The organism is Chlamydia poikilotherma (assembly GCF_900239975.1).
Lineage (GTDB): Bacteria > Chlamydiota > Chlamydiia > Chlamydiales > Chlamydiaceae > Chlamydia > Chlamydia poikilotherma.
Map to the genome: position 1 here is coordinate 231,037 of NZ_LS992154.1, position 17,685 is coordinate 248,721.

Here is a 17,685-nt window from a genome sequence, read left to right on the forward strand (position 1 = left end):
TCGAAAAATTCTCGAAAAACATTTTCTATAAAGATCAAAAAATAATTCGCGTTATTTATCACTGGGAAATGAATTAATTAAAAAATAGATTCTATTAATGGTTATATAGATTTTTTTTAATTTCCTTGTGTAAACTTGATTTTTAATGTTTTTTATGAGATGCTTTACGTTTCCAGGATGCGGCGAAGATTGTGGTTTTAAACAATCGTAATTTTCTGAATGGATTGATCAGTGAGTTATAACGAATTTCGATGAAAACACGCTTTCCTTCGCCCTTTTTTATTTTTTATCGCCGCTTAACCGTAGCAATTAGCTTTGGGAAAATCCTGGGTCGGGGGTGTTTTGGGAAAATCCTATCTTGGATATTTGCCCGCACTGCAAGCTTTCGAGGAAAGCTATTTTGTTCAGCACCCTACCGCGCGTCTTCTACTGTAATCAGTGTGGGAAACATTGTCCTCGGAGGTTCAGGTAAGACGCCCATAGTATTATGGTTGGCTGAAAATCTAAAAGCACGAGGATATTCTTGTGCTGTTCTTTCTCGCGGATATAAAGGAAAGTGTAGTCGTCAGAGAGAGCTTATTATAGTGGATCCTAGGATGCATAATGCTGCTTATGTAGGAGATGAACCCTTCCTGCTGGCGGGTAAACTCCCTGAGGGTTCTGTTTTTGTGCATAAAGATCGGAGAGTTTCGGCTAAAAATGCTGCTAGAAATTTTGATATTTTGATTTTGGACGATGGTTTTCAGAATCACAAACTACACAAGGACGTGGAAATTGTCGTAGTTAACGGTCAAGATCCTTTAGGAGGAGAAAAATTTTTCCCCCAGGGTCGCCTTCGAGATTGTCCTAATAGATTGAAGGAGGCCGATTTTATAATAGTTAATGGTTCTTGTTGTTCAGAGAATCAAAAACTTTTAAACATCTGGTGTGCATCGCCAAAAATTTTTGTAGAACCTCGCATTTCTCAGGTACTTTGGGAACCAAGTGGGGAGAAACTTTCTCTGGACGGTCTTTCTGGACTAGCCGCCGGCGTTTTCTGTGGTCTAGGATTTCCACAGGGATTTCTTGATATGTTGAAACATGCCGGAGTGAAAATATTAGGAACATATTTATTACCTGACCACGCGGGAATAACGAAGAAAGAATTGCACTACTTCAGTTCGAAAATAGCTATGCGTCAAGGGCAGGGGATATTGTGCACAGAAAAGGATAGCGTAAAGCTCGGAAACTTAATTCATGAGCAAGGGATTCTTCCGATTGGTAAGGTGCAAATGCATTTTGATTTTTCAGATCAGGAAGACTCCACAGCTTCCTTATTGGATAGAATAGATCAAATACATAACGGTAAGAGGTAACTAATGAAACTATGGATGAAAATCTTTATAGGATTATTTATCGGGGTTACCCTAGGTTTAATTTTAGAAGACAAGGCAATCTTTTTTAAACCAATAGGAGACATTTTTCTAAATCTATTGAGCATGGTTGTCTACCCTCTCGTATTTTGTTCCATGGTTCTAGGTATTGCTTCTATCAGTGATATGAAGAAATTAGGCCGCATAGGAATAAAAAGTGTCGGCTTATATTTGGGTACTACATGCATAGCTATCGTTATAGGTTTATGTTTTGCCCAATTTTTTAGCCCCGGAAAAGGTTGCGACTTATCGCAAAATGTTATTGAAACAACTATAGTTCCTCCCGAAAAAAATAGTGCCTATTTCTTGTCTTTGATTTCTCAAATTTTTCCTTCAAATCCAGTTCGGTCTTTCGTTGAGGGAAATATTTTACAAATCATAGTCTTCGCTATTTTCTTAGGAATAGCTATGCGTCTTTCTGGAGAACAAGGACGACCTGTTGCGAAGTTTATAGAGGGTTTTTCGGAGATCATGTTGCGCATGATCAATATGATCATGGCTTTTGCACCTTATGGGGTGGGAGCAAGTATGGCGTGGATTTCTGGTAGCCACGGTTTAGTTATTCTCTGGCAATTAGGAAAATTTATCCTTGCTTATTACCTGGCGTGCCTATTTCATGCTGTGATTGTTTTTGGCGGTATTATACGCATGGGCTGTAAGATGTCCTTCTCTAAATTTCTTTCTGCAATGATGGATGCGATATCTTGCGCGATATCCACTTCGAGTAGTTCGGCAACATTACCGGTAACAATGCGTTGCGTATCTAAAAATCTTGGAGTTTCCTCGGAAGTTTCTGGTTTTGTTTTGCCTTTAGGCGCTACTGTCAATATGAACGGTACTGCTATATTTCAAGGTATGGCTGCTGTATTTATTGCTCAGGCTTATAATTGTCCCTTACCTTTCAGTAGTTTGCTATTGATTGTTGTTGCAGCAACCTTCTCTGCTGTAGGTAGTGCAGGTGTTCCTGGAGGGGGCATGATCACTTTAGGGTCAGTATTAGCCTCTGTAGGCTTACCCATTCAAGGAATTGCTGTTTTAGCAGGAATTGATAGATTGCGAGACATTATAGGAACTCCTATGAATATCCTTGGAGATGCTGTAGTAGCTGTTTATGTGGCTTCTGGAGAAGATGAGTTATCAGCACCGATAAAGGACAAGGTAGCTTTAGAAGACGAAAGTAGAGAGACCATATAGGGGAGTTTACGCATGTTTGAATTTCGATTTCCGAAAATAGGAGAGACTGCTTCCGGAGGATTTGTAGTTCGCTGGCTTAAGCAGGTAGGCGAATATATTGCAAAAGATGAGCCTATAATTGAGGTGTCTACAGATAAGATAGCCACTGAATTAGCATCTCCTAAAGCAGGAAAGTTAACTTGTTGTCTTGTAAATGAAGGCGATGAAGTTGCTTCTGGAGAAATTTTAGCTATAATTGATACAGAATTAAGTGTTCAAGAAGAGGTGGTTTTACAAGAGTCCTCTCCTGAGATTTCTTGCTCCCAAGATCCGGGAAATACTGCAGCGTGGTTTTCTCCAGCAGTTCTTAGCTTGGCGCATCGTGAAGGTATCAGCATCCAGCAGCTCCAGCAAATTTCCGGAACAGGAAATGAAGGGCGAGTGACTCGTAAAGATTTAGAGAGCTACATTTCTGAAATGCGCGAGCCTTCGTGTTCAAAAATAGCAAATGCGAATGAAAATCGCATTCCGATGTCCCCATTGCGTAGGGCTATAGCGTCTTCATTATCTAAATCTTCAGATGAGGTGCCTCACGCTTCTCTTATTGTAGATATTGATGTTACAGATTTGATGAATTTAATTTCCGAAGAGAAAGATCGATTCTTTGCAACACACGGTGTAAAGTTAACAATAACAAGTTTCATCATTCAATGTTTAGCAAAAGCTTTAGAGCAGTTCCCGTTATTAAACGGATCTTTAGACGGGGATACAATTATTGTGAAGAAGTCGATAAATGTGGGAGTTGCTGTTAATCTGAATAAAGAGGGCGTTGTCGTTCCGGTTATTCGTAATTGTCAAGACCGCGGTTTAGTAAGTATTGCAAAGACTCTTGCTGATTTATCGACAAGATCTCGCGCTAATAAGCTTGATCCTTCAGAAACTCAAGAGGGTAGTGTCACAGTTACTAATTTTGGTATGACTGGAGCTTTAATCGGCATGCCTATAATTCGTTATCCTGAAGTGGCTATTTTAGGAATAGGGACAATACAAAAACGTGTTGTTGTTCGCGATGACGACTCTTTAGCTATCCGAAGAATGGTATATGTAACCTTAACGTTTGACCATAGGGTGCTTGATGGCATTTATGGTAGTGAATTTTTAACCTCATTGAAAAATCGGTTAGAGTCTGTTACGATGAGCTAACACACTACGATTTTTTCCAAGGACTACAGGGATGGGTTCTCCCACAACATCTATTGATTTATGCCAAGATATTGTCGCTAAGCAAAAGGAATCTTTAGAACGCTTTTTTTCTACTTTCCAATGTCAGGGAACTTGGTTGCTAGCTGAGAAAATACTGAATCATCAAGGTTCTATATTCTTTTCTGGTGTGGGGAAAAGTGGTTGTATTGCAAGGAAGATAGCCGCTACTTTACAGTCTTTCGGAGAACGCGCTCTTTTTCTTTCTTCAGGAGATCTTCTTCATGGGGATCTTGGTATTATTCGCTCTGGAGATATTGTTTGTCTTTTTTCTAAAAGTGGGGAAACTCGAGAGCTTTTAGAATGGATTCCCTATTTAAAGGAACGCGGTGTATTTATTGCGGGTATTACTTCTGCTGCTTATTCCAGTTTAGCAATTCTTTGTGATCACGTGATTATCTTACCTACGATAGAAGAATTGGACCCTTTTAATCTTGTCCCGACAACATCAACAACATGCCAGCTATTATTTGGAGATCTTCTTGCTATTACAGTACTGCGTAGTCGGGGGATATCTCTAGCGGATTATGGGAAGAATCATCCTGGAGGGCAAATTGGTTTGAAGGTTGTTGGGAAAATCCGAGATTATATGTTCCCAAAAACAGAAGTTCCTTTTTGTTCTCCAGAAAATACAATTGCAGATTCTCTAGATATTTTTTCTTCTTATGGTTGTGGCTGTGTTTGCATAGTGAATGAGAAATTCGAAATGCTGGGGATATTCACGGACGGAGATTTACGCAGATCATTATCTCGTCATCGAGGAGATATCTTATCGCAGAAGCTTAAAGATGTCATGACTCCAAATCCTAGAGTGATCAACGAGGATGCCGACGTCCTTCTTGGTTTGCAAATGATGGAAACAGGAAGTCCTGTAACCATCCTACCTGTTGTAGATGGTAAAGATCAACGCTATGTTGTGGGGTTACTTCAGATGCATACTCTGGCAAAAGCAGGACTCATCTAAAGAATTAAAAAATATCGGAAGAGAGAGTAAGCCGGATTCTGTCTACAAGATGGAAAAGACCATCTTGAGGGCAACCATTCATCTAGGGGGTATATTACTATACCCCTCAAGCGATTATGAAAAAGTCTATGAGGAACAAACTTCCTCACTATGCAGAAACAAAAACTTTTTCTCTTGCTTCAGATAGGGTTTGCATGTCTATTAAGTCACCTTAATAGCTCCTACTCTTAAAGTAGGAATTTTCAGCCTGTCTATAAAAAGACCCTTTTATAGCGGAATATTTTCTGTTGCACTTTCCGTAGCCTTGCGGCCCCTGGAGTTTCTCCAGTATCTCTTCTTATGAAGTCCAGACTTTCCTCTTAATATACCTTATTAAAGATATAAAAAGCGGTTGCCTTTCTCTTCCGATGAACTTGTTATACAGCGGCGCGTCTTCGACGACGTTTTGCTGTAGAGCTATCTGCAGCAAGAGTATCTGGCTCTCGCCAATATAAAATTCTAGAACAATGTTCGCAGAAAATCAGTCGATCTTTTTTGCGGACTAAATTCTCATGTTGGGGAGTTAAAACTATGTGACATCCACTACAAACACGATTTTCTATGGGAACAACAACGCGATCTTTTTTATTGTTCAATAAACGTTCGTAAATAAGAAACATTTCAGGATCCGTAGCTTCTTTTAATTCACTACGTTGCTGTAATAAGGCTCTGCCTTCTTGATTAATATTCTTAATGCTTTCACAGATTTCTTTTTCAATAGCGAAGCTGCTATTTTCTGTAGACGTTAGACTTTCTTTTAGGGAAACAATCAGGTCTTCACTTCCTGCTTGCTTATCCATAAGATCACTGAGTTGATGTTCTAGTGCACGACGCTCTTTGTTTGCTGCTGTCATTTCTTGAGTGAGCGCATTAAACTCATCCATCTTCTTCACAGCTGCTTGTTGATTTTCTAATTTGTTAATTTGATCAGAAATCTCTTGAATCCGATTCTCACCTTCTTTAATCTGATTCTTTAAGTTTTCCATCTCCAATTCTTTTTCCTGAACTTTACGACGAATGTCAGATTTAAGAGATTGGACTTTAGCGAGCTCTTTCTGATGCTCTTTCTTGACTCGCATCAAGCGAATCATTTTAATATCGAGCTCTTGAATGGCTAAAATGCTCTGGAGGGCTTCATGCATGAAAACTATTCCTTGCTTGGCTTAGTGGTTCCTAAATACCGATGCGAAATCATGAGATTTAGGAATGAATACATCTGAAGAAGAAAGCAAGTTTACTGCTTTTTTAGCAAGAAGTAAAGAACGTTTTTTTCAATAAAAGAAATTCCTAAGAGACAATGACTTAAGAAAGGCAAAAGTTTAACCGCTCCGACTAGTGTATGAATTAATTTTTACTAGTTTCAACCCAAGAGCGAGTTTAAAAGATAACTTGAACTTGTTCCTTTGCCATATAAGGCAGTCCACTATTTCAAAACGCTCCCAGACTCTCTCTAGTTTTCTTTCCTAAACACGTAATTCATAGGGTTAGTATTCCTATGAATCTAAGAGTAGGGTAATCTTGGAGGGAAAAAAATAAAAGGTTCTTTTTCAGGAATTTTTTATTTGAATGCTAGAGGAGAGGTTTCTCATTAAAAACTCTCCTTTTTTTAGTTTTGCTTTAGGGAAGGGGTGCAAACGGATCTTGTAAAAGAACAAGTAATTTTAAAGAATTCGGATTGGCAAGTGCTATGTTATTAATAGCTTCAACTAACGCTTTTTTACATAGATCATTGCAGCTTAATAGCCATTCATAGTTTTGATCTCCTTTTGGCAAAACATCTCTTCCATTCACTTCATAAACCGAGGAGAATAGAGGGACAGAAACTATGGAGCAGTCTTTGTTAACAGCCTCATTTAGACAGTTCTCGTAGGCAAAAAGCGCACGATTATAGTAGCCGTTCATTATCTCTTGGTCACTTCCTGAGAATTCTTCAAGTTTAGGACCACGAACGTGTCCTAGGAATTCTGGATATTTTTCTTTTTCTGAAAGTGGAATATTCGGGTTGTCTTTTATACTTAATGTTGTAGAGCGTACTTCCGTAGGAGCAAAGGGTAGTTTAATAGAGGTTTCTCCCTGATATTGAGCTGCATTCCAATTAGAATGTTGTCCAAGTGAATTTAATTCTTTAAAGAAGGCTCGGGATTGATTTGAATTTGCTGTAATAACTGTCTCTGAACTTGGAGGTAATGCGTTAAATGTCATTCCACTTTGGCTTGTCACCATTCTTACAGTGTTTGATCTAGGGAGGGCAGAGAATTTGATAGAGAAACCTGTAGTGATATCTTCTTGGATTCCAAGTTTAACTCCAGGATTTTTCTTATTTTGATAGAAGGATAAACGGGTTCCTGGCGTGGTGATAAAGTTTGCCTCTGCGGTCTGGGTGGGGAGATTTCTGAAATTTTGATCCAATGCTTGCGTCCAATTTCCATCAGCATTTCGAGTTAACTGTTTGTGGACAAGTATAGCTATCCCTGCAAATAGCACTGAGGCGATAGCCAGAGCAGCAAATACCGGAGATCCTAAAACAACGGCAAGAGCAATACCAGCTACTGCGGTTCCGACAGCTAGTGTGCCGAGAATAGATAGAGAAACTACTTTCAGTATCTTATTTTGTTTTTGAGTGGAGATCTCTCTCGAAGAGAATGCGGGAGTTAAATTCGGCGCATTGCGATTGCCGATTCGGTTATGGGAATCACCCGAGTTAATACTAGGCATAAAAAGTAATACTATTTAGTTTTTGTTAATTAATTTTATTAAAATTAAATAGTGTTGACTAGTGATTTTATTCTTTATAATTTCTTAACTTTAAAAGAAAACGATATCATAGATCTTATCCTCAGAGGGATAAACTTTAAATGTGATGTACAGATCGCGAAGTTTATCAGTAGCTAAGTTTCTAAGAGATATATAGACAGGGATGATGGCAAGAAGAAATATAAAAAACATGGAGTGCATACAACAGCCCAGAGCAATGATTCCTGCTATAAGTATTGTTAAAACTAGTGTTTGAATTACACAGTGTATGATAAAATGAGTTAATTTGCCTCTAGCCTCGCTCCCCTTAGAGAATAGATTTAGAGGCTCTTGATTTTGTGTTGATGTTGCAGAAATTGACATACAGAACACTGTAGAGTGAAAGCTTAGGAGCAGCACAATTTTAATCGTAGAAACTGTTTTTTGTCATTAGCTTTCCACGGATCTCTCCTCATGAAGAAGTTTTCCAGGATGGCTATAAATTTTTTGAAATTCTTTTAATGTGATAGGACCCTGGCAAAGATGTGTTCTATTTGGAAGATTGGGGAAGAGTTTTGCGTATGCTCTAACTCCCGAAGGACTGGTTAGAATTACTCGATTACACCGATCAAATATTTTTGACTCTAACTGGATTTCTTGAATCCTGTAGTGAGGATAAGCAAAAAAACACCTATTTTCTTTTTCTAAGAAATCTTTGATAACAGATCGAGATAGAGCAGAGTGGGGGTAGAGAATACGGGTGTCCTCTGGTAATGAGGAAATCAAAGGGAGGATCCCCTCTCCTGTTTCAATAGTAGCTAGCGAATGCTGTGCTTTTGGAAGAAGTCTTATAAGACGATGTGCTGTGATTTTCCCTAAACAAAGATAATGTTTATTTTCTAAAGTTCTTTTAGATACTTCCTTACTCATTCTAGAGAGAAATAGCGATGTTGAAGAGGGGCTGGTAAGTAAAATATGAGAGGTTTTCTCTAGGTAGCGAAAAGCAAGACGGAATTGAGGTGAGCTTTTTGCAAACGGAACGATCTTTAGTATGGGAGCAAAATGAGCGCAATATCTTTTTGCCGTTTGTTGATTTAATCCTAGATATATGGTCATGAAATCATCTTGTTCTAGAAATGAATCTAAATTACATAGTTTAGATAGCGCAGGATTGTTTCGCATCTAGAAAACAGTTCTGGTCTTCATAATAGTTATAGTAGAAACATAGTGATACACAATTAAGACACTCGTTTTTAATGATACATAGGTTGCATGATGAGCTGATTGACATTTTTCGATGTGGGAGCTAGGATGTCTTTTTCTAGATCTTAGCTTTTTCTCCAGGGGAAAAATGGCAGTGATTCTTAGGCTTTCTTGGGTTAAGTGCGGAGAGCTTCGCTTTATATTATAGTTTTTCGTTTGTAGATAGTTATTAATAGAGGTTCGGCAATGGCATCATTGTTGCATAAATTTTTAGAAAATGCTTCGGGGAAGAAAGGTCAGGATCTGGCTTCTACCGCATATTTAGCTGCATTAGACCATCTTTTGCATTCCTTTCCTTCCATTGGGAAGAGCATTATCGATGAACTAAAGAGTCAACGTTCTCGTTTAAAGATGATTGCTTCTGAAAATTACGCTTCTATTTCAGTTCAGCTTGCTATGGGGAACTTGCTTACGGATAAATATTGTGAGGGAAGTCCTTTTAAGCGATTTTATTCTTGTTGTGAGAATGTTGATGCTATTGAGTGGGAATGTGTTGAAACAGCTAAAGAACTTTTTGGTGCAGAAAGTGCTTTTGTGCAGCCGCATTCTGGAGCAGATGCCAATTTGTTAGCAATAATGGCAATTATCACGCAGAAAATCCAAGGTCCTGCTGTTAAGCGTTTAGGATACAAAACGATCAATGATCTTACTGATAAGGAGTATGCTGAATTAAAAGCTGAGATAGGTTCTCATGTATGCCTAGGTCCGTCATTGAATTCGGGAGGACATTTAACACATGGGACCGTACGTTTAAACGTGATGTCAAAATTAATGCGTTGCTTGCCTTATGAAGTTAATAAAAAGACAGAACTTTTTGATTATGCTGAGATTGCGCGTTTGGTGCGTACGCATAAGCCGACAGTATTAATTGCTGGATATTCTTCCTATTCTCGCAGGTTAAATTTTTCTACTCTAAAACAAATCGCTGATGATTGTGGAGCTGTTTTATGGGTGGATATGGCGCATTTTGCAGGTCTTGTTGCTGGCGGCGTGTTTATTGAAGAAGAAAATCCTATTCCTTTTGCTGATATTGTAACAACAACAACTCATAAAACCTTGCGAGGACCTCGTGGAGGTTTAGTTTTAGCCTCTAAAGAATACGACGGGATAATTAATAGAGCTTGTCCTTTAATGATGGGGGGGCCCTTACCCCATGTTATTGCTGCGAAGACTGTGGCATTAAAAGAAGCGCTTACTGTGGATTTTAAAAAGTATGCTCATCAGGTTGTAGACAATGCTAGAACTTTAGCAGAACATTTCCAAAAGCAGGGATTGCGTTTACTTACAGGTGGTACTGATAATCATATGTTGATTATTGATCTGACTTCTCTAGGTATTTCCGGGCGTATAGCTGAGGATATCCTAAGTTCTGTAGGTATTGCAGTAAATCGCAACACTATACCATCGGATGCTATAGGGAAATGGGATACTTCAGGAATACGTTTGGGAACACCTGCTTTAACGACTCTGGGTATGGGCAGCGATGAAATGGAAGAAGTTGCGAATATTATTGTGAAAGTATTGCGAAATATTACTTTGAGACGTAATGCTGATGATAGTTTTAGTAAAAGTGAAGGAGAGCTTCCAGAAAACATTGCTCAAGAAGCAAGAGCACGAGTCGCAGACTTATTATCGCGGTTCCCGCTTTATCCTGAAATTGATCTGGAAACTTTAGTTTAGTTAGGAGATATGTTGTTCTATGCCTGATGGGGAAGTAGTTAATAAGTTACGAGATGTTATAGATAAAAAAATCTTAGATGCCCGTCGGGTATTCTTTTCAGAACCTGTAACAGATAAAAGCGCAGCAGATGCTATTAAAAAGCTTTGGTATTTGGAACTTACCAATCCTGGTCAGCCTATAGTATTCGTAATTAATAGTCCTGGAGGATCCGTAGATGCAGGGTTTGCAGTTTGGGATCAGATAAAAATGATGACCTCTCCAGTAACTACTGTGGTTACAGGATTAGCGGCTTCTATGGGGTCAGTATTAAGTTTATGCGCTGCTCCAGGGCGTCGTTTTGCAACTCCTCATTCGCGTATTATGATTCATCAGCCATCCATAGGAGGTCCAATTACAGGACAAGCTACGGATCTAGATATTCATGCTCGTGAGATCTTAAAAACGAAAAAACGCATTGTGGATGTGTATTTAGAAGCCACAGGGCAACCTCGAGAAGTTATTGAGAAAGCGATTGATAGAGACATGTGGATGACAGCAGATGAGGCCAAGGATTTTGGTTTATTAGATGGTATCCTTTTCTCATTCAACGATTTATAAGCCTTACTTATACTCTGGGGCAGGAAATCGCTTTATTCTTAGTGAGACCTGTCCTGAGATTGCGACAATCTCCGTTTTATGTAAGGAGGAACAGGTGGATGGATTTTTACTTGTCCTTCCTTCGTCGCTTGCTGATGCTAAGCTAATTATTTTTAATGATGATGGTTCTCGACCCAAGATGTGTGGGAACGGTCTTCGTTGTGTTATAGCCCATCTTTCTTCAGTATTGAGTAAAGAAGAGATTTCTGTAGAAACCGATTCAGGAATCTATTTCGGAAAATTTTATTCTTGGGATCGTGTTGTTGTAGACATGACTCTTCCAGATTGGAAATATCGTTGTCATCGCCTCTCATATACTATGTCACAGATTCCTAAAGAAATTTTTAGTGTCAATACGGGAGTTCCTCATCTTGTCGTTTTTTTCGATGATGTATCTTCTGTTCCTGTAGATCTTTGGGGAAGTTTTCTACGTTATCATGAGGATTTTTTACCTGAAGGGACTAATGTAAATTTTATTGAAGCCATGAGTTCTGAGGAGTTTCGGATACGCACTTATGAACGTGGATTAGAAAGAGAATCTTTAGCTTGTGGAACCGGGGTTATAGCAGCAGCTCTTGTTGCATCTAGGCGCTATAGTTTGTCAAATACTCAAATTCGTATGTGGACGTGGAGTAATATTTTAATTAAAATTTCTTTAGATTGTGATCGAGTATATCTTGAAGGTCCTGTAAATAAAGAAGTCGTTCAATAGACTTTTCAATTTTTTATATTGAATCTGAATTGAAATGGCTTCAAAAATAATTGAGGGAAGGAATATCTATCGGCAATTCTATATTATGAATTTATTTCTTAAGGATAGATCTCTTGCCCTCTAACTCCAATTCTTTTATAATCTTGATTTATGACTACGTATCCTGTACCACAAAATCCTCTTTTATTACGTGCCCTGCGTCTTATGGATGCCTTCTCTAAGTCTGACGACGAGAGAGATTTTTATTTAGATCGTGTTGAGGGATTTATTCTCTATATTGATTTAGATAAAGATCAAGAAGACTTGGATAAGATCTATGAAGAATTAGAGGTAAATGCGGAACGTTATTGTCTAATTCCTAAGTTAACGTTCTATGAAGTTAAGAAAATCATGGAAACGTTTATCAATGAAAAAATTTATGATATTGATACAAAAGAAAAGTTTCTTGAAATTTTACAGTCTAAAGATGCTCGGGAACAATTTTTAGAATTTATCTATGATCATGAATCTGAATTAGAGAAATGGCAGCAATTTTATGTAGAGCGTTCTCGTATACGTATTATTGAGTGGCTACGTAATAATAAGTTTCATTTTGTCTTCGAGGAAGATCTAGATTTTACGAAGCATATTTTAGAACAATTTAAAATTCATCTTTTCGATACCAAAGTATCAAAAGAATTATCGCAAGCACGTCAGTTGCTCGTGAATAAGGCTAAGGTTTATTATTCTAACGAAGCCTTAAATCCTCGTCCTAAGCGAGGACGTCCTCCGAAACAATCAGCAAAAGTAGAATCCGAGACTACAATATCCAGTGATATTTATACTAAAGTACCCCCAGTTGCTCGGCGTTTTCTTTTTCTTCCGGAAATTACTTCAGCATCTTCAATCACATTTTCTGAGAAATTTGATACCGAAGAAGAGTTCCTTGCGCACCTGCGTGGATCAGGCCGTGTTGAAGATCAATTAAACCTTGCCAATCTTTCTGAAAGATTCGCTTCATTGAAAGAACTGTCTGCAAAATTAGGTTATGATTCACTGTCTACGGGAGATTTCTTTGGAGATGATGACGATAGTGATGATGATGAGAAGCCCGCGCCTAAGAGTAAGGCTCCGGTTAAACGTGGCCGTAAGAAATCTTCATAGACTCTTAGATTTTTTGTAATATCCAAATAGTAGCTGCTCCAAAGGTAAGTTTTCTTTTTTTGCTTATTTGGAATTTTGCATCTTTGAAGATTTGTTCTAGGTAATTATCACTAGGAAGATTCTTAATACTTTCAGCTAAGTATTGATAGGCTTGTTTATTTTTAGAACACAACCTTCCTAGCCAGGGAACCAAAGATTGTAAATATAACCGATGTGCTAGATACATGGGATGATTATTAGAAGGTGAGGTGAGCTCTAAAATTCCTAGGGATCCGTCTCGTTTTAAAATACGATAGATTTCATGAAGAGCATTTCTAGAATCAGGAAGATTTCGCAATCCATAGGCCATTGCTGCTAACGGCTGTGATTCTTGATCGATAGGTAATCGGATAATATCTCCTTCTATAAAGGTAAAAGGAGCTTTAGGGTAGCGTTGTTTTGCTGTCGAGAGCATATTCGATGAGAAATCTACTAGTGTTGCTTTTGATCCTGGGTAATCCCGAATATATCTATAGGCAACTTTTCCTGTACCTGAACAAAGATCTAAAATACGTTCTGACTTTCCTAACATTTTTGAAAACTTACGATTCCATAAATGATGCATTCCTAAAGATAGGATAGAATTGATCCTATCATATTTAGGTGCCAAAGAGTCGAACATCTCCTGGAGATTAGGCTTGTTGATAGATGGCTGCATGATATTCTCGGAATCTTTCTAAGCCTTCATAGTCTTCTTCTGTTAGACGATAACGACAGAGAGAGTAGTACTCTTTAATGAGAGTTTTTGGCAACTGGGTATGTTCTATAGCTTTTGCTATAGCTGTTTCTGGATGAGATTCAAAATAGCTCAACGAGCTTTCTAATGCCGCTTGTATACTATCGCTTCCCTGAGGGTTATTAGAAAGGACAAGAGCAAAAACAAAAGGCAATTGGGTAAGTTCATACCACCCCTGAGCAAGATCATAAGTTGCAAATCCCGGAATGTAAGGATGGTGTAGAGCTTTATCACCAATTAATAGTAGGCCATCATACTCTTCAGCTTTCTCAATAACTTCATCGGAAGAGAGTTGAATAATTTCTGGTAGAGGGGTATTCCACAAATGACGACAAAGAACATGCAGTAACATTACTGAAGAGCGACTTTCTTTTGTTGCTGCAATACGGAGTTTTTCTGAGGTGAAAAATGTCGATGCAGCATAGAGATTTACACTAAGAATTTTCTTATAAGCAGCTATGCCAAATCCTGGAAGCTTTCCTAAGGGATGTGTTAGCAATCCTACTGCAGAGGTGAGAGCGAATTGTAAACTACCATCAAGGAGCTTCCCAAGTAGATCTGCTGGAGGTGCTGTATGAAGAAGAATATCCTCGCGTTTGGCAAGTTCTAAAGAAAAAGGAAAAGCATTGATATAGCTTACACAACCTAAAGTTATACGTCTTTCGAGTTTGTCAGACATGGTATGCGTCCTTGTTTTTTGATGAGGCTCGCCATTCCCTCAATATCCATTTTTATATTTTGATTCGAAGAGGCCATTTGAAAAACCTTTTCTCCGATATGTGTGGAGGAAAAATCGTTGGCTCCACAGGATAGCAAATGTAGGGCTTGCTCGATTCCTAAGTAATTCCACAAGGCTTTTATATTTCTGAAATTATCCAAAAATAATCTTGCTACAGCAATGATAGATGCTGGCGTGATATTATGGGAACCGCCTAATTTACGTAATCTTTTCCCTAGAGGATTGTTTTCTGTTGCAAACTTTAACAATACAAAGTTCTTAAATCCTAAAGTGTCGTCTTGAAGATTTCGTAATTTATTCATATGTGTGACGATATCTTCAGGACGTTCTCTATGGTAACATAACATAGTACTGTTACTAGGTATGCCGAGATTATGCGCTTCTTTATGAATTTCTAAGAAATCTTGAGAGGATAAACGTCCTGGAGCTAATATTTGCCGTATTTCATCAACGAGGATATCAAATCCTCCTCCAGGAATAGAATCTAATCCAGCATTCTTCAAGATTTTCAATACTTCGATAACAGGAATATTGTGTAGATTGGCGAGATAAGCGTATTCGATACCTGTTAATGCTTTGATATGGATGTGAGGGAAGTTTTCCTTAATCTTACTGAATAGCTCAATATAATAGTCTAGATTACAATCTGGGAAACATCCAGAAACGATATGCGTTTCTGTAATGGGAACATCTAAGGCTCGGATCTTTTCTATTAACTGATTTGGTGTATAAAACCAGCCTTTAGGATCTCCAAGTTTTGCATAAAAAGCACAGAAAGTACAATTGAATTCACAGAAATTTGTAGGGTATAAATAAAACGTTGAGGAGTAGTAAACGACATCTCCGACGTATTTTTGACGTACCATATTTGCAAATGCCCATAAAGCACGTTGGTCGTCTTCATCTTCAAGGAGAAGTAATCGTAAGGCATCTTCTGTAGAAAGACGTGCACCTTCTATATAATTATCGAATAGATATTTCAACCAAGAGTTTTTAGGCAGAATGCGGGGGATGCGTGTCGTCGTCATAAGGTGGTGCCTTAGTTTTAGAATCAGATCGAGTTTGTTTATTGCATGCTTTTTTATGGCAACAGTCCGATTTCCCACATCCTTTAGATAGAGGTCTACCTAAGAGATAAGAGCCTATGATTAAAATGACTATGCCCACTCCCAGTAGTGCTGTGGCACAGCAAATAAGAAGAAAAAGAGTCATCATAAAAATCAGCCTTCAATCGGTAGTATTAATGAAGATCTACCCAAATAGGAGAACTCCATGCCATAGATTGGTCTATTTGAGTTACTCGGAGGTAATAGAACACAAAAGGAATTTTTCCTTTAGGATCTTTAAGAGTTACTTTAGATAGAGGTTCCATATCATCATATTCGTAATCTAGGTTATTACTATCGGGATGGAATGTTTTTATAACTTTCCCGTTACGGATAATCTCAACAGTTTTTAGTTGAGCTGTTCCTGCAACATATCCTGAGATATGACGATTTACAGCAAGGCCAGGTTTTGTAGTTGTTGACAACTCAGAACCCATGGGAGCTGAGGTAATGTTAAAGCTAACAATAATTCTAGGCCCCGTAGTTGCATAGCAGTGACGCTGATATAAAGCTTCTACAAGAGATTCTCGATTGTATTTATTACATACAATAGCGGTCAGCCCTGGAGTGTATTGTTGCTGGTTCGTATCGAAAAATTTACTATAGATACCACGATCATCGAGGCCACCTGCAACAAAACCAAAACGTAAGTTACGTTTTAATGCTTCTATTAATGTGCCTGATTCGACTTCAGAATCTGATCCTTTGATAGGGAAAATATTTCCTTCTTTTTCTGTTCGCTCTGAGCATCCCCAGGAATTATAAATTTCCGCAACACGTTCAAATTCCGGATGGAAATTATTAAAGTTGAATCCATAGTGTTTTGATGCTGTAAAACACGGTATCGAAATAATCTCGTGAGCTGAAGCGCTTTTATAGAGTTTTGATAAAGAAGCAATCTTGCAGTCTTTATGTTTCGAACAAGATTTATTTTCTTTTATATAGAGAATTTGGCGAAGGCCTTCTTCTCCAGGTTCTCCAAAATATTGTAATCCAGATAAAGAGATAAAACGATCTTCTTCATTAAAATCTCCTATAGTCTGGTTGATCATTTTCCAAAGATCAGGAGTTAAACCTTCCTGATTATCGAAAGATGACGAGGCATAAAAGTTTAAAGCACAATCATCTCTGAAATGTCGTAAACACGCTTCTATGTTTTCTTCAGAATCTACACGTTCTGATTCTCCGTGTAGTAAGCCCCACATAAGATTTGGAGCAGAATCTGAAAAGCATTTTATAGGTGCGGAGATGAAGATTTCATTCGTTAAAAGATTTTTTAATTGAATTCTATAGATCCCCGGTTCGTTGAAGTAGAGATTAGGTAGAATAACGAATCCAGTTTCGGGAATAAATAATTGCCAATTAAGGTTTTCTCTTAGATGTTCATAGGAGAGTTCAATACGTGTGTTTTCTGGAGAGAAGTTCGTAAGGTTGTTGAATTCATCTTCAAATCGCACAGTGATATCGAAACGTTTGTTCTTCACAACATAGGAGGGTGTAAAAATCTGGATATGTTTAAGAACATTACCTCGAATATCCATGGTAAAGATATCAGGCTCATCATAGTTTCCCTTACCTTCGGTATCTACATAAAGATAGAAAGGTTTTCTACGTTGAGTGAATAGCTGAGCACCGTTTCCTGCTTCATCTGTTTGTGGATGTTCTGGAGAAGGCCCGAGAACAATCGTAAGGGTTTCACCAGCTTCTAATTCATAGGGGAGGGTAAATTCGTATTGATGAACAGGGCTATTGGGAATAGGGATCGTTATACCAGTAAGGATATCCCCTTTAGGCGTTTCTAAATAGATAGTATTGCGAGATTGTTGTAGATCAATAGAGGGAGTCTCCCAATCTATGGGTCTTCCTTGGCATCCCAGGTCAAATTTAAGTTTTGTTCCTTCAGGAAGATAATCAACTAGAGAGTAAAGAAATTTCCAAGTGGATATTTGCCCAGCTCTAGCTACGGAAGGATTAACATAACAAACAGATCTGCGCATAGTAACATAGCGGGTTGGAATCAACTGAAGGCATTATCATATACGAGAAAAA

Annotated in this window: 17 protein-coding genes and 1 other RNA gene; 8 read left to right on the top strand and 10 right to left on the bottom strand. The window is 38.2% G+C overall.

Features of this window, described 5'->3' with window-relative positions; genetic code table 11:
• Nucleotides 1-251 precede the first annotated feature (251 nt).
• Genes lpxK through C10C_RS01145 form a run of 4 tightly spaced genes read left to right on the top strand, consistent with a single transcriptional unit; the run spans nucleotide 252 to nucleotide 4,809 of the window.
• Nucleotides 252-1,355, top strand: coding sequence for a tetraacyldisaccharide 4'-kinase (gene lpxK / locus C10C_RS01130; RefSeq protein WP_117273898.1), 1,104 nt, complete (start codon nucleotides 252-254; stop codon nucleotides 1,353-1,355).
• Nucleotides 1,356-1,358: 3 nt separating this feature from the next.
• Complete coding sequence (locus tag C10C_RS01135) at nucleotides 1,359-2,606, top strand: dicarboxylate/amino acid:cation symporter (protein ID WP_117273899.1); 1,248 nt, start codon at nucleotides 1,359-1,361, stop codon at nucleotides 2,604-2,606.
• 12 nt (nucleotides 2,607-2,618) lie between these two features.
• Entirely contained in the window at nucleotides 2,619-3,788 is a 1,170-nt protein-coding gene (locus C10C_RS01140; RefSeq protein WP_117273900.1) for a dihydrolipoamide acetyltransferase family protein, read from the top strand.
• Nucleotides 3,789-3,819: 31 nt separating this feature from the next.
• Nucleotides 3,820-4,809 carry a KpsF/GutQ family sugar-phosphate isomerase gene (locus tag C10C_RS01145; RefSeq protein ID WP_117273901.1) on the top strand — a complete coding sequence of 330 codons (990 nt, stop codon included), beginning with the start codon at nucleotides 3,820-3,822 and terminating at the stop codon, nucleotides 4,807-4,809.
• Between the two features lie 11 nt (nucleotides 4,810-4,820).
• Here C10C_RS01145 and rnpB read toward each other — a convergent pair.
• The 5 genes from rnpB to C10C_RS01170 all read right to left on the bottom strand — a co-directional run bounded on the left by rnpB (nucleotide 4,821) and on the right by C10C_RS01170 (nucleotide 8,697).
• Nucleotides 4,821-5,216, bottom strand: an RNA gene (gene rnpB / locus C10C_RS01150) — RNase P RNA component class A.
• A gap of 9 nt (nucleotides 5,217-5,225) precedes the next feature.
• Nucleotides 5,226-5,990 (bottom strand): zinc ribbon domain regulatory protein CdsZ, encoded by a 765-nt coding sequence (cdsZ, locus tag C10C_RS01155; protein ID WP_117273902.1) that lies wholly within the window; start codon nucleotides 5,988-5,990, stop codon nucleotides 5,226-5,228.
• Nucleotides 5,991-6,465: 475 nt separating this feature from the next.
• A complete protein-coding gene (locus C10C_RS01160; RefSeq protein WP_117273903.1) occupies nucleotides 6,466-7,563 on the bottom strand; it encodes a hypothetical protein in 1,098 nt (365 codons plus the stop codon).
• A gap of 90 nt (nucleotides 7,564-7,653) precedes the next feature.
• A complete protein-coding gene (locus tag C10C_RS01165; RefSeq protein ID WP_117273904.1) occupies nucleotides 7,654-7,965 on the bottom strand; it encodes a hypothetical protein in 312 nt (103 codons plus the stop codon).
• A 66-nt stretch (nucleotides 7,966-8,031) separates the two neighbouring features.
• Nucleotides 8,032-8,697 (bottom strand): uroporphyrinogen-III synthase, encoded by a 666-nt coding sequence (locus C10C_RS01170; RefSeq protein WP_117274754.1) that lies wholly within the window; start codon nucleotides 8,695-8,697, stop codon nucleotides 8,032-8,034.
• A 333-nt stretch (nucleotides 8,698-9,030) separates the two neighbouring features.
• Here C10C_RS01170 and C10C_RS01175 point away from each other — a divergent pair, with 333 nt between their 5' ends.
• The 4 genes from C10C_RS01175 (at nucleotide 9,031) to C10C_RS01190 (ending at nucleotide 13,016) form a co-directional block, all read left to right on the top strand.
• Nucleotides 9,031-10,524 carry a glycine hydroxymethyltransferase gene (locus tag C10C_RS01175; protein ID WP_117273906.1) on the top strand — a complete coding sequence of 498 codons (1,494 nt, stop codon included), beginning with the start codon at nucleotides 9,031-9,033 and terminating at the stop codon, nucleotides 10,522-10,524.
• A gap of 19 nt (nucleotides 10,525-10,543) precedes the next feature.
• Nucleotides 10,544-11,122 (top strand): ATP-dependent Clp protease proteolytic subunit, encoded by a 579-nt coding sequence (locus tag C10C_RS01180; protein ID WP_117273908.1) that lies wholly within the window; start codon nucleotides 10,544-10,546, stop codon nucleotides 11,120-11,122.
• A complete protein-coding gene (dapF, locus tag C10C_RS01185; RefSeq protein WP_117273910.1) occupies nucleotides 11,091-11,873 on the top strand; it encodes a bifunctional diaminopimelate epimerase/glutamate racemase in 783 nt (260 codons plus the stop codon). Before C10C_RS01180 ends, dapF begins: the two co-directional genes overlap by 32 nt.
• Before the next feature lie 150 nt (nucleotides 11,874-12,023).
• Nucleotides 12,024-13,016: a UPF0158 family protein gene (locus C10C_RS01190; RefSeq protein WP_117273912.1), complete on the top strand. Its 993-nt coding sequence runs from the start codon at nucleotides 12,024-12,026 to the stop codon at nucleotides 13,014-13,016.
• A 4-nt stretch (nucleotides 13,017-13,020) separates the two neighbouring features.
• Here the strand turns inward: C10C_RS01190 and ubiE are convergent, their stop codons facing one another.
• From ubiE to C10C_RS01215, 5 genes are read right to left on the bottom strand one after another with little or no spacing between them, the layout of a single operon-like run.
• Nucleotides 13,021-13,713, bottom strand: coding sequence for a bifunctional demethylmenaquinone methyltransferase/2-methoxy-6-polyprenyl-1,4-benzoquinol methylase UbiE (gene ubiE / locus C10C_RS01195; RefSeq protein ID WP_117273914.1), 693 nt, complete (start codon nucleotides 13,711-13,713; stop codon nucleotides 13,021-13,023).
• The gene (locus C10C_RS01200) at nucleotides 13,688-14,470 is read right to left on the bottom strand and encodes a menaquinone biosynthesis protein (protein WP_117273915.1); all 783 of its coding nucleotides are present in this window, start codon (nucleotides 14,468-14,470) and stop codon (nucleotides 13,688-13,690) included. Before C10C_RS01200 ends, ubiE begins: the two co-directional genes overlap by 26 nt.
• A complete protein-coding gene (locus C10C_RS01205) occupies nucleotides 14,443-15,558 on the bottom strand; it encodes a CofH family radical SAM protein (protein WP_117273916.1) in 1,116 nt (371 codons plus the stop codon). The genes C10C_RS01200 and C10C_RS01205 overlap by 28 nt, the downstream gene beginning before the upstream one ends.
• A complete protein-coding gene (locus tag C10C_RS01210; protein ID WP_117273918.1) occupies nucleotides 15,524-15,745 on the bottom strand; it encodes a hypothetical protein in 222 nt (73 codons plus the stop codon). The genes C10C_RS01205 and C10C_RS01210 overlap by 35 nt, the downstream gene beginning before the upstream one ends.
• A 25-nt stretch (nucleotides 15,746-15,770) precedes the next feature.
• Complete coding sequence (locus C10C_RS01215; RefSeq protein WP_117274755.1) at nucleotides 15,771-17,633, bottom strand: DUF3604 domain-containing protein; 1,863 nt, start codon at nucleotides 17,631-17,633, stop codon at nucleotides 15,771-15,773.
• Between the last annotated feature and the right edge of the window lie 52 nt (nucleotides 17,634-17,685).

Coding starts and splice junctions, on each gene's coding strand:
- lpxK (WP_117273898.1), top strand. CDS start 252: ATGAAAACACGCTTTCCTTCGCCCTTTTTTATTTTTTATCGCCGCTTA.
- C10C_RS01135 (WP_117273899.1), top strand. CDS start 1,359: ATGAAACTATGGATGAAAATCTTTATAGGATTATTTATCGGGGTTACC.
- C10C_RS01140 (WP_117273900.1), top strand. CDS start 2,619: ATGTTTGAATTTCGATTTCCGAAAATAGGAGAGACTGCTTCCGGAGGA.
- C10C_RS01145 (WP_117273901.1), top strand. CDS start 3,820: ATGGGTTCTCCCACAACATCTATTGATTTATGCCAAGATATTGTCGCT.
- cdsZ (WP_117273902.1), bottom strand. CDS start 5,990: ATGCATGAAGCCCTCCAGAGCATTTTAGCCATTCAAGAGCTCGATATT.
- C10C_RS01160 (WP_117273903.1), bottom strand. CDS start 7,563: ATGCCTAGTATTAACTCGGGTGATTCCCATAACCGAATCGGCAATCGC.
- C10C_RS01165 (WP_117273904.1), bottom strand. CDS start 7,965: ATGTCAATTTCTGCAACATCAACACAAAATCAAGAGCCTCTAAATCTA.
- C10C_RS01170 (WP_117274754.1), bottom strand. CDS start 8,697: ATGACCATATATCTAGGATTAAATCAACAAACGGCAAAAAGATATTGC.
- C10C_RS01175 (WP_117273906.1), top strand. CDS start 9,031: ATGGCATCATTGTTGCATAAATTTTTAGAAAATGCTTCGGGGAAGAAA.
- C10C_RS01180 (WP_117273908.1), top strand. CDS start 10,544: ATGCCTGATGGGGAAGTAGTTAATAAGTTACGAGATGTTATAGATAAA.
- dapF (WP_117273910.1), top strand. CDS start 11,091: ATGGTATCCTTTTCTCATTCAACGATTTATAAGCCTTACTTATACTCT.
- C10C_RS01190 (WP_117273912.1), top strand. CDS start 12,024: ATGACTACGTATCCTGTACCACAAAATCCTCTTTTATTACGTGCCCTG.
- ubiE (WP_117273914.1), bottom strand. CDS start 13,713: ATGCAGCCATCTATCAACAAGCCTAATCTCCAGGAGATGTTCGACTCT.
- C10C_RS01200 (WP_117273915.1), bottom strand. CDS start 14,470: ATGTCTGACAAACTCGAAAGACGTATAACTTTAGGTTGTGTAAGCTAT.
- C10C_RS01205 (WP_117273916.1), bottom strand. CDS start 15,558: ATGACGACGACACGCATCCCCCGCATTCTGCCTAAAAACTCTTGGTTG.
- C10C_RS01210 (WP_117273918.1), bottom strand. CDS start 15,745: ATGATGACTCTTTTTCTTCTTATTTGCTGTGCCACAGCACTACTGGGA.
- C10C_RS01215 (WP_117274755.1), bottom strand. CDS start 17,633: ATGCGCAGATCTGTTTGTTATGTTAATCCTTCCGTAGCTAGAGCTGGG.